Source organism: Archangium violaceum (assembly GCF_016859125.1).
GTDB lineage: Bacteria > Myxococcota > Myxococcia > Myxococcales > Myxococcaceae > Archangium > Archangium violaceum_A.
On sequence record NZ_CP069338.1, the window covers coordinates 8,538,932 to 8,550,150 of the forward strand.

Genomic DNA, 11,219 nt, shown 5'->3' on the forward strand with positions numbered 1-11,219 from the left:
AACGAACATGGCTGACCAGCACGACACCGCGTCGCAGGACCCGTCCATGGAGATGGCACTCGCCATCGTGGGCCTCTCCGTGCGCGTTCCCGGCGCGCGAGATGCCCGCCAGTTCTGGAGCAACCTCGCGACGGGTGTGGAGTCGATCTCCTTCCTACCCGCGCCCGAGGGACAGGTGGCCGCGGCGGGTGTACTCGAGGACGCCGAGTGCTTCGATGCCGCCTTCTTCGGCTACGCACCAAGTGAGGCCGAGCAGATGGATCCGCAGCACCGGCTGTTCCTCGAGTGCGCCTGGTCCGCGCTCGAGTCGGCCGGGTACGCGCCTCGGGGCAGGCCGATGCGCGCGGGCGTCTACGCGGGAGCCTCCTTCAGTACCTACCTGCTCTCGAGCGTGCTGCCAGACGCGCAGCGGAGCGGGAGGACCCTGGCCGATAGCCTCTTCGGGTGCAGCGGGAACTTCCTCTCGACACGGGTTGCATACGAGCTGGATCTCACCGGGCCCAGCCTGACCGTGCAGACCGCCTGCTCGACCTCGCTGGTCGCGGTCCACCTCGCGTGCCAGGCGCTACTCTCCCGGGAGTGCGATCTCGCGCTCGCGGGAGGCGTGTCGGTCCGCGTTCCCCAGTTGCGTGCGTACTCCTACCAGGAGGGCGGCATCCTCTCGCCTGACGGGCATTGCCGCCCCTTCGACGTCCGGGCCGCTGGCACCGTGGGGGGCAACGGCGTCGGAGTGGTTGTCATCAAGCGGCTCTCCGATGCGATCGCCGACCGCGATCCCATTCGCGCGGTCATCCTCGGCACCGCCATCAACAACGACGGAAGCTCCAAGACCGGATTCTCCGCTCCCTCGGTGGCGGGGCAGGCCGCTGTCATCTCCGAGGCGCAGTCCGTGGCGGGGATCGAGCCGCACTCCATTTCGTACATCGAGGCGCACGGGACCGGCACACCGCTTGGAGATCCGCTCGAGGTCGCCGCGCTCAAGCAGGTGTTCAGCGGGGGCGCACCGGGCTCATGTGGACTCGGTTCGGTGAAGAGCAACATCGGGCACCTGGATGCCGCGGCCGGAGTCACCGGGCTCATCAAGGCGGTGCTCGCGCTCGAGAACCGGACGCTGCCTCCGACGCTGCACTTCAGCTCGCCCAATCCCCGGCTCGGGCTGGAGGGCAGCCCGTTCTACGTGGTGGCCAGGCCGACGCCATGGACGGGGCCAACGCCGCGGTGCGCGGGAGTGAGCTCGTTTGGAATTGGCGGGACCAATGCCCATGCCGTGCTGCGGGAGGCCCCGGCCGTGCCGAGCGACCCGCCCCGGCGCGACGAGGAGTTGCTGCTGCTGTCGGCGAAGTCGGAGGCCGCACTGGAGCGGATGAGCGCCGAGTTGGGCGAGCACCTGGCCCAGGGCGGAGCGCGGTTGGCGGATGTGGCCCACACGCTGCAGACCGGGCGCGCCCGCTTTTCCTGGAGGCGCTTCGTCGTGGGGGGACGTCCCGAGGAGGCCGCGGCCCTGCTTGGGGGTAGAGAGCCGGAGCGGGTGCGCACCCTGGTCGACGAGGTGGAGCAGCGGGGCGCTGTGTTCCTGTTTCCCGGAGGAGGCTCGCAGCGGGTGAACATGGGCACGGACTTCCTGCGCGAGCCGGCCTTCCGGGAGGCGCTCGACAGGTGCGCGGAGTTGATGCGCGGTCCGCTCGGGGGAGACCTCCGGGAGGTGATGTTCGCGGGGCCCGAGCGCTTCGACGCCGCGAGCCGGGAGCTGGAAAGGCCCCTGTGGGTGCAGAGCACGCTCTTCGCGTGTAACTGGGCGATGGCGCAACTGTGGCTGTCCTGGGGAGTGCAGCCGGAGGTGGTGCTCGGCCACTCGCTGGGAGAGTACGCAGCGGCGTGCCTGGCGGGCGTCTTCACCCTGGAGGAGGCCTGCTCGCTGATGGTGGTGCGCGCCCGGATGGCGGAGCAGATGCCGCCGGGGGCGATGGTGTCGGTGCTCGCGCCGCTGGACGAGGTTCAGCCGTTGTTGGGCACGGCGTTGTCCGTCGCCGCGCTCAACGGGCCCGCGACGTGTGTCCTCTCGGGGCCGCCGGAGGCCGTGGAGTCCCTCGAGCGGACACTCGAGGAGAGAGGGGTGCAATTCAAGCGGGTGCGCTACGGGAGGGCGGCGCACTCGGCGATGCTCGAGCCGTACCTCGCGGACTTCGCGAAGGTGGTGGAGCGGGTGAAGCTGCGGCCACCGAAGCTGCCGGTGGTGTCGAGCGCCACCGGCCGTTGGTTGAGCGAGCGGGAGGCAACGGACCCCGCGTACTGGGTGCGCCACCTGCGCGACACCGTGAGGTTCTCCGAGGCGCTGGAGACGCTGCTCACCTCCGGAGAGAGGGCGTTGATAGAGGTGGGGCCGGGCTCCACGCTGGGCTCGCTGGTGCGGCAGCACCCGGCGCGTACGTCACAACCGGTGCTCGCCACGCTTCCGGGTGGAGCCACCGCGCGGAGCAGCCCGCTGGCGCCGCTCGGTGAGGCGTGGCTCGCCGGGGTTGCCATCGACTGGGAGCGCTTCCGGGCGGGGGAGCGTCGCCGTCGGGTTCCCCTGCCGACCTACAGCTTCGACCGTGAGCGGTACTGGCTCGAGCCCGAGGCCTCTACTTCCGTGGACACCGCCTCTCGCGAGGAGCGGCGCTCCACACCCCGGCCTTCCGTGTCCGTGACGCAGAGGAGTGCTCGCAAGGGTGGCCCTCCGGCGCCAGCGCGCAACGCCACCGAGCAGGCGCTGGTCGAGTGCTTCTGGGAGCTGTTCCGCATCGAGGGGATTGGCATCCACGATGACTTCTTCGCGCTCGGGGGCGACTCGCTCATGGGGCTTCGCCTGACGGGGCTGATCGGCCAGCGCCTTGGTGTCCGGCTGCCGCTGAAGACCCTGGTGGAGGCGCCGACGATCGCCGCGCTGGCGGAGAAGCTCGGCGGCACCCGCGAAACGGCTGCGCCGGTTCGTGCGAGCTGCCTCGTGCAGCTCCATGAGGGGTTGCACGGGCCGGCGCTCTTCTTCCTCCACGCGATGGCGGGACAGACGTTCTTCTACCGGCAGCTGGCGCGGCTCGCCGCGTCCTCTCGGCCCTCCTACGGGATCGAGCCGCCGGGTCTGGAGGAGGGGAGGCAGGCACCCACCACCGTCGAGGACATGGCGTCGTATTACATCGAAGCCGTGCGTGCGGTGCAGCCCACGGGCCCGTACCTGTTGGTGGGCGCGTCCTTCGGAGGGCTGCTCGCGTACGAGATGGGCCGCCGCCTGTCCGCGGAGGGACATGCGGTGCCGGTGTGCGCGTTGCTCGACTCGCCCGGCCCGGGGCGCCTCCCTCCGCCACCCAGGGACGAGGCGGAGCTGCTCGAGTTCGCGCGGGCGGGCATGCAGCCCGGGGCGCCCGAGCAGGAGCGCCAGTTGTTCCGGATGTGGAAGACCCATATCGAGGCCATGTACCGGTACACGGCCCCACGCTGGGAAACGGGCGAGCTGCAGTTCTTCCGCGCCGCCGAGCTTCAGCCGCGAATGCCGGACCACCTGGAGCTGCCCTGGCTCGACCGCTGCTCGGCGGTGCGGGTCGAGGTCGTCTCCGGGAACCACACGAGCATGATGCTCTCGCCGCACGTGGAGGGACTGGCGGCGCGGCTCAGGGCCTGCCTGGAGCGAGCCCATGTCTGAAGCCGCCCTGCCCACTCCCGTGCGCCACACGCAGTTCGACAAGTGGCTCATCACCCTGTCGGTGTCGTTCGGCACCCTGATGTCCACCGTCGACTCGGCCATCGTCAACGTGGCCCTGTCGCAGATCCGCAGCTCGATTGGCGCCACGGTGCAGGAGATCACCTGGGCGAGCACCAGCTTCATCATCGCCACGGTGCTGGTGCTGCCGCTCACCGGCTTCTTCAGCCGGCTCTTCGGCCAGAAGCGCACCTATCTGGCGTGCCTGGCCATCTTCGTCGTCAGCTCGTTCCTGTGCGGGATCGCCTGGAGCCTGCCCTCGCTGGTCGTCTTCCGGGCGTTGCAGGGCATCGGTGCGGGAGCGCTCGTCCCCACCGAGCAGGCCATCCTCCGCCAGACCTGGTCCCCCGAGGAGCAGGGCATGGCCATGGGCATCTTCTCGGTGGTGATCACCGTGGGCCCGGCCATCGGCCCCACGCTCGGCGGCTACATCGTCGACAACTTCCACTGGTCGTGGATCTTCTTCATCAACCTCCCCCTCGGGCTGATCGGCTTCCTGCTGGTGTGGCGCTTCGTCCACGAGCCGGAGGACGTGCTCGCCGCCAACAAGGCCGCCGCCGCGATCCAGCGCCGCAACATGGACTGGGCTGGCATCGCCCTGATGTGGGTGGGGTTGGCCACGCTCCAGTTCGTGCTGGAGGAGGGGCAGCGTCAGGACTGGTTCGAGTCCACGGAGATCACCGTCTGCACGCTGGTGGCGGGCTTCTGTCTGGCGGCCTTCGTGCTGCGCGAGCTCACCGCCGTGGCGCCCGCGGTGGACCTGCGCCTCTTCGCGGAGCCGGTGTTCTCCTCGGGGGCGGTGCTCGGCGCGGTGATGTTCTTCATCCTCATCGCGAACATGTTCGTGTTGCCGCTCTTCATGCAGGAGATGCTCGGCTTCACGGCCATGCAGGCCGGCATGGCGCTCATGCCTCGCACGCTGGTGATGATCGTGGTGATGCCCATCGTCGGGCGTCTGTACAACCGGATCTCCCCCCGGGTGCTCATCGGCGTGGGGCTGTTCATCATCGGCCTGGGTGTCCACCGCCTGATGCGGGTCTCCCTGGACACGGGGAGGGCGGAGATCATCGGGTCGATCATGTTGCAGGGACTGGGCACCAGCCTGCTCTTCGTCCCGCTCAACGTCGTGGTGTTCGACAAGGTGGCGCGCACCCGGATGGCGGACGCCGCCGGTCTCAACGCGCTGATGCGGCAGATCGGCAGCTCGGTGGGCCTGGCCCTCTTCGCCACCCTGATGACGCGCTACACCGCGGAGGCCCAGGTGGGGCTCTCCGCCCACGTGATCGCCGAGCGCCCCGAGCTGTCCGAGCGGCTCGCCTCGTCCATGAGCGGGCTCGTCGCGGGCGGACTCGAGGGCTTCGAGGCCACGGAGGCGAGCCTTCGCCTGCTGGCGGCCGCCGTCCAGCGCCAGGCGTCACTGCTGGCCTTCAACCGGCTCTTCACGCTGTCGGTGCTGCTGTTCGTGCTGGCGCTGCCGCTCTTGGGATTCCTCTGGCTCTCCCCGGGCAACAAGCCCCGGAAGGAAGCGCCGAAAGAGGAGCGGAACGAAGTTCACATGGATGTGGAGGTTTGACGCGAGATGAGTGGGACACCCCGATTGGTGGAAAAGGAGGCGCCTGCCGTGGGCCCTGGAGCCGAGGAGCTCCAGCGCAAGAACAGGAGCCGCCGGGGATCGATCGTCCTGGGGACGGTCACGGTGGCGGTGCTCGCGGGCATCGGCGGATACATGGTGCTCACGCGCGGGCAGGAGCGCACGGACAACGCCCAGGTGCAGGCGGACCTGGTGCCAATCAACGCCCGCGTGGGCGGTCCCGTGCTGCGCGTGGCCGTGGAGGACAACGCCCGGGTGAAGAAGGGCGATGTGCTGGTGGAGATCGATCCGCGCGAGTACGCCGTCCGCGTGAAGCAGGCCGAGGCGGAGCTGGTGTCGGCCCGGGCGCAGGCGCAGGCGGCCGATGCGCAGATGGACGTGGCGGAGGCCAGTGCCCGGGGTGGCCGCTCCACCGCGCGCGCCGTGGTGTCCACCAGCACGGCGGGGGTGAGCAGCGCCGAGGCCCAGGTGGAGGTGGCTCGCGCGGCCGTGGCTCGCGCGGAGGCCGAGGCGCAGCGCAACGCGTTGGAGCTCGAGCGTGTGCAGCAGCTGCGCATGTCGGAGATCTCCTCCCAGCAGGAACTCGACAATGCCCGGACCAACCACGAGGCCGCGCAGGCGTCACTGGCCGGGGCGCGTGCCCAGCTCGCCGCGGCCGAGCAGGCCCGGGCGGTGGCGCTCAGCAAGGTGGCCGAGGCCCAGGGTCAGTTCGATCAGAACGCTCCGGTGGACGCGAAGATCGCCGTGGCCCGTGCCAGCGCCGAGCTGGCCCATGCCCGGGTGACCGCCGCCGAGGCCGCGTTGGAGCAGGCCCGGTTGCAGCTCGAGTACACCCGCATCCTCGCTCCCGCGGACGGGCAGGTGTCCAAGCTGAGCATCCGCGAGGGGCAGCTCCTGTCGGCGGGACAGCCGGTGGCGAGGCTCGTGCCGCCCCGGACGTATGTGATCGCCAACTTCAAGGAGACCCAGGTCGGACACATCCGCCCGGGCCAGCGGGTGGAGGTGAGGGTGGATGCCTTTCCGGGCCGCACGTTGACGGGTCTGGTGGAGAGTCTTTCCGGCGGGACGGGGGCCAGCTTCTCCCTGCTGCCGCCGGACAATGCCTCGGGCAACTTCGTGAAGGTGGTTCAACGCGTGCCCGTGCGCATCTCCTGGAAGGACTCCCCCGGGGATCTGCCCTTGCAGGCTGGCTTGTCGGCGGAGGTCACCGTCTTCACCTCCGCCAATTAGGATCGGGATGTATGATGTTTCATGTTTATGATTGTCATTGTGTTTGATGTTGTGATGAAAGGAAGACTTCATGAGCGTCGACAATCCCCCCAGTACGCAGATGGAGCAGAAGCTCGCCGGTTATTGGAGTGAATTGCTGGGTCTCTCGGAGATCGGGCGGGGAGATCATTTCATCTCGCTGGGTGGCAATTCCCTGCTCGCCACCATGCTCGCCAACCGTATCGAGGAGGACCTGGGAGTCCGCCCCATGATGGGTGAGCTGTTCAGCACGCTCGAGGAGGTGGCCACGATCTGCGAGCAATTGGTGCGGGAGCAGTCGGAGGCGGAGGGATGAGCTACGAGTTGTCCCACCTCCAGGCCCTGGAAGCGGAATCCATCTTCATCATCCGGGAAGTGGTGGCCGAGTTCGCCCGGCCCGTCCTCCTGTTCTCCGGGGGCAAGGACTCGGCGGTGATGCTGTGGTTGGCCGAGAAGGCCTTCGCCCCGGCCCCGCTGCCCTTTCCGCTCCTGCACGTGGATACCGGGCACAACTTCCCCGAGGTGCTCGCGTACCGCGATGAGCGCGCGGCCTCGCTGGGTGCTCGCCTGGAGGTGGCCTCCGTTCAGGAGTTCATCGACTCGGGCCGCCTCGTGGAGGAGAAGGGGCCTCGCGCCTCGCGCAACCGGCTGCAGACGGCGCCGCTGTTGGATGCCATCGAGAGGCACCAGTTCGATGCCGTCTTCGGTGGCGCCCGCCGTGACGAGGAGAAGGCACGCGCCAAGGAGCGCGTCTTCTCCTTTCGCGACGAGTTCGGTCAGTGGGATCCGAAGAACCAGCGCCCGGAGTTGTGGAGCCTCTACAACGGCCGCCACCGCCGCGGGGAGCACATCCGCGTGTTCCCCCTGTCCAACTGGACCGAGATGGACATCTGGCAATACATCGACCAGGAGCGCATCCCGCTCCCGTCCATCTACTTCAGCCACCGGCGCGAGGTGTTCCGCCGCGATGGCATGTTGATGGCGTGCTCGCCCTTCCTGCCGCTGATGCCGGGGGAGAAGGCGATGACGGCCCAGGTGCGCTTCCGCACGGTGGGCGACATGACGTGCACCGCCTGCGTCGAGTCCACCGCCACCACGGTGGAGCAGGTGATCCAGGAGGTCGCCGCGTCCCGCGTCACCGAGCGTGGCGCCAGCCGGGCGGACGACAAGTTCAGTGAGACGGCCATGGAAGACCGTAAGCGCGAGGGATATTTCTAATGGAGCTGCTCAGGTTCGCCACGGCCGGCTCGGTCGACGATGGGAAGAGCACCCTCATCGGCCGTCTGCTCTACGACACCAAATCCATCTTCGAGGATCAGCTCACGGCGGTGGAGCGCACCAGCAAGGCGCGCGGGGACGAGTACGTCAACCTGGCGCTGCTCATGGACGGTCTGCGCGCCGAGCGCGAGCAGGGCATCACCATCGACGTGGCCTATCGCTACTTCGCCACCCCCCGGCGTAAGTTCATCATCGCGGACACCCCGGGCCACATCCAATACACGCGCAACATGGTGACGGGCGCCTCCACCGCGGACCTCGCCCTCATTCTCGTGGATGCGCGCAAGGGCATTCTGGAACAGACGCGGCGTCATGCCTTCATCGCCTCGCTGCTGCGAGTGCCCCACGTGGTGCTGTGCATCAACAAGATGGACCTGGTGGACTTCAGTGAGTCCGTCTTCGAGTCCATCAAGGACGAGTTCCGCAAGTTCTCCATGAAGCTGGAGCTCACGGACCTCACCTTCATCCCCATCTCCGCGCTCAACGGCGACAACGTGGTGACGCGCTCGGAGAAGATGCCTTGGTATCAGGGCCCCGTGCTGCTGCATCACCTGGAGAACGTGCACATCGCCTCGGATCGCAACCTCATCCAGGTGCGCTTCCCGGTGCAGTACGTGTCGCGGCCCATCTCCAAGAAGCTCCATGACTACCGGGCCTGGTCGGGGCAGCTCGTGGGCGGAGTGGTGCGGCCAGGGGACGAGGTGATGGTGCTGCCCTCGGGCTTCACCTCCCGCATCCGCACCATCGAGCTGGCCGGCAAGCCCGTGGAGGAGGCCTTCCCTCCCATGTCCGTCACCATCTCGCTGACGGATGAGCTCGACATCAGCCGTGGTGACATGCTCTGCCGGCCGGGAAATCCGCCCACCGTCGCGCAGGATCTCGACGCCATGGTGTGCTGGCTGGTGGAGCAGCCGCTGCGGCCCGGGGTGAAGCTGGCCCTCAAGCACACCACGCGCTCGGCTCGCGCGATGGTCAAGGGCATCCAGTACCGCATCGACGTGAACACGCTTCACCGGGACGAGCAGTGCGGCGCCCTGAAGCTGAACGAGGTCGGCCGGGTGTCGTTGCGGACGACCGTGCCGCTCTTCTTCGACGAGTACCGGCGCAACCGTCACACCGGCAGCTTCATCCTCATCGACGAGGGGACGAACGCCACGGTGGGCGCCGGAATGATCAATGGCCCCGCGACGTGAGCGTGGGGTGTTCGGGAGACATCCGTGAGTCATCAAGCTTCTGCAGCAGAGCCGTCGCCCGTGGCCGGCTCGAATCGATCTCGAGGCTTCATTCTCTGGTTCACCGGCATGTCCGGGGCGGGCAAGAGCACGCTCTCCCAGGCGGTTCGCCGCCGGCTGGAGGGGCAGCACTCCGTGGAGGTGCTCGACGGGGATGAGGTCCGCACCTTCCTCTCGCGAGGGCTGGGCTTCACCCGGCCCGACCGCGAGGAGAACATCCGGCGCATCGGCTACGTGGCGCGAGTGCTCGCCCGGCACGACGTGGCGGTCATCTCCGCGGCCATCTCGCCCTACCGCGAGTCGCGCAACGAGGTGCGGCGGCTGGCCACGGAAGCGGGGCTCCCGTTCATCGAGGTGTATGCGCAGGCCAGTCTGGACACGCTCGTCCACCGGGATGTGAAGGGGCTCTACAAGAAGGCCCTGGCGGGGGAGATCCCCCACTTCACGGGCATCTCGGATCCGTATGAGGCGCCCGAGTCACCCGAGGTGACGGTCCGCACCGACTCGGAGACGGTGGAGGCGGGGGTGGAGCGCATCCTCGCCGCGCTGAGGGAGCGCGGACTCACCGCGCAGCGCTGAGGCTACCCCTCCAGCAGCGCGCGCCAGTCCTGGCGTGCATCTCCGAAGGCGAGGAAGGACGGGTTGGTGAGCTGTTCCTTGTTGTAAACGAACCGCCGGCCCTCCAGGTCCGTCACCGCGCCTCCGGCGGCTTCCAGGACGCACTGGGCCGCTCCGGTGTCCCACTCGCAGGTGGGCTGGAGCCGCGGGTAGAAGTCCGCCCGGCCCTCGGCGATCAGACAGAACTTGAGCGAGCTGCCCATGTTGGCCGTGCTCGCCGTGGTGAGCCGCTTCAGCAGGGCCTCCACGCGCGGGCCCGCGTGATCCTTGCTCGCCACGATGACGAGCCGGTTCATCTCCGCGGGCCGGGTGTGGATGGCCACCGGCGCCTGGCCGGCCTGGGCCACGAAGGCGCCACCTCCCTTGCTGCCCCAGTATGTGACTCCCGAGACGGGGACGTGCACCACGCCCAGCACGGGCTCGGTGCCGGAGATGAGGGCGATGTTCACGGTGAACTCGCCGGTGCCCTTGAGGAACTCCTTGGTGCCGTCGAGCGGATCCACCAGCCAGAAGGTGTCCCACTTGCGCCGCTCGGAGATCTCCGTCTCGCTGGACTCCTCGGAGAGCACCGGGACGCCGGGCGTCAGACGGTGCAGGGCCTCGAGGATGAGGGTGTGCGAGGCCTTGTCCGCCGCCGTCAGCGGGGAGTCGTCACTCTTGCGCTCGACGGAGACGGCGCCCCCGTAGAAACCGAGCGTGGCACGTCCCGCCTCCTGGGACATCTCGCGCACGGCCGACACCAGCGTTTCGTCAATCCTCGTCATGAGCTGAACGGTCCTTTCCTGAACAGGATCGCCGGTTACTCCCAGGCGTGGAAGTGGTTTAGAGAGACGACATGAAATTGATCGGAGCGGGATTCGGACGAACGGGGACGACGTCGCTCAAGGCCGCACTGGAGGAGCTCGGCCTTCGGCGCTGCTACCACATGACGGAAGTGTTCGAGAACCCATGGCATGTTCCCCTCTGGACCGCCGCGAACGAGGGCAGGCCGGTCGACTGGAAGCGGCTGTTCCAGGGCTATGAGGCGACGGTGGACTGGCCCGGGTGCTCCTTCTACAAGGAGCTGATGGAGGTCTTCCCCGACGCGAAGGTGCTGCTCAGCGTGCGCGATCCGGAGAAGTGGTACGAGAGCACGTACAACACCATCTACAGTGGCCCGCGGAGGTTCCCCGCCTCGGTCCTCAAGAAGGTCATCCCTCCCGTGCGGAGGATGTCGCGCATGGCCGAGGGCATCGTCTGGGAGCGCACGTTCAAGGGCCGCTTCCAGGACAAGCCCTTCGCGCTCGAGGTCTTCCGCCAGCACATCGAGGACGTGAAGAAGCACGTCCCCGCGGACCGGCTGCTCGTCTACGAGGTGAAGGAAGGGTGGGAGCCCCTGTGCCGGTTCCTCGGCGTCGAGGTTCCCAACAAGCCCTTCCCCCGCCTCAACGACACCGCCGACTTCCAGAAGATGATGGGGGCGCGGATGGTGTCCATGCTCCTCCCCTGGCGGAGGACCCGGCGGTCCTGAGGGCTCCCG

At 68.3% G+C, this 11,219-nt stretch carries 9 protein-coding genes; 8 read left to right on the forward strand and 1 reads right to left on the reverse strand.

From position 1 onward, the window contains the following. The first annotated feature begins 7 nt into the window (after positions 1-7). The 7 genes from JQX13_RS36475 (at position 8) to cysC (ending at position 9,661) form a co-directional block, all read left to right on the forward strand. Positions 8-3,676, forward strand: coding sequence for a type I polyketide synthase (locus JQX13_RS36475; protein WP_203404044.1), 3,669 nt, complete (start codon positions 8-10; stop codon positions 3,674-3,676). Further along, positions 3,669-5,306, forward strand: a complete 1,638-nt coding sequence (locus JQX13_RS36480) for a DHA2 family efflux MFS transporter permease subunit (RefSeq protein ID WP_203404045.1) — start codon at positions 3,669-3,671, stop codon at positions 5,304-5,306. The genes JQX13_RS36475 and JQX13_RS36480 overlap by 8 nt, the downstream gene beginning before the upstream one ends. Before the next feature lie 48 nt (positions 5,307-5,354). After that, entirely contained in the window at positions 5,355-6,554 is a 1,200-nt protein-coding gene (locus tag JQX13_RS36485; protein ID WP_239014072.1) for an HlyD family secretion protein, read from the forward strand. Between the two features lie 70 nt (positions 6,555-6,624). Next, the gene (locus JQX13_RS36490; protein WP_203404047.1) at positions 6,625-6,888 is read left to right on the forward strand and encodes a phosphopantetheine-binding protein; all 264 of its coding nucleotides are present in this window, start codon (positions 6,625-6,627) and stop codon (positions 6,886-6,888) included. Then, the gene (gene cysD / locus JQX13_RS36495; RefSeq protein WP_203404048.1) at positions 6,885-7,790 is read left to right on the forward strand and encodes a sulfate adenylyltransferase subunit CysD; all 906 of its coding nucleotides are present in this window, start codon (positions 6,885-6,887) and stop codon (positions 7,788-7,790) included. The genes JQX13_RS36490 and cysD overlap by 4 nt, the downstream gene beginning before the upstream one ends. After that, entirely contained in the window at positions 7,790-9,043 is a 1,254-nt protein-coding gene (locus tag JQX13_RS36500; RefSeq protein WP_203404049.1) for a sulfate adenylyltransferase subunit 1, read from the forward strand. Before cysD ends, JQX13_RS36500 begins: the two co-directional genes overlap by 1 nt. 108 nt (positions 9,044-9,151) lie before the next feature. Then, positions 9,152-9,661, forward strand: a complete 510-nt coding sequence (gene cysC / locus JQX13_RS36505) for an adenylyl-sulfate kinase (protein WP_203412376.1) — start codon at positions 9,152-9,154, stop codon at positions 9,659-9,661. A 2-nt stretch (positions 9,662-9,663) separates the two neighbouring features. Here the strand turns inward: cysC and cysQ are convergent, their stop codons facing one another. After that, entirely contained in the window at positions 9,664-10,464 is an 801-nt protein-coding gene (gene cysQ / locus JQX13_RS36510) for a 3'(2'),5'-bisphosphate nucleotidase CysQ (protein ID WP_203404050.1), read from the reverse strand. Positions 10,465-10,535: 71 nt separating this feature from the next. Here cysQ and JQX13_RS36515 point away from each other — a divergent pair, with 71 nt between their 5' ends. Then, positions 10,536-11,210, forward strand: a complete 675-nt coding sequence (locus JQX13_RS36515; protein ID WP_203404051.1) for a sulfotransferase family protein — start codon at positions 10,536-10,538, stop codon at positions 11,208-11,210. The last annotated feature ends 9 nt before the right edge of the window (positions 11,211-11,219 follow it).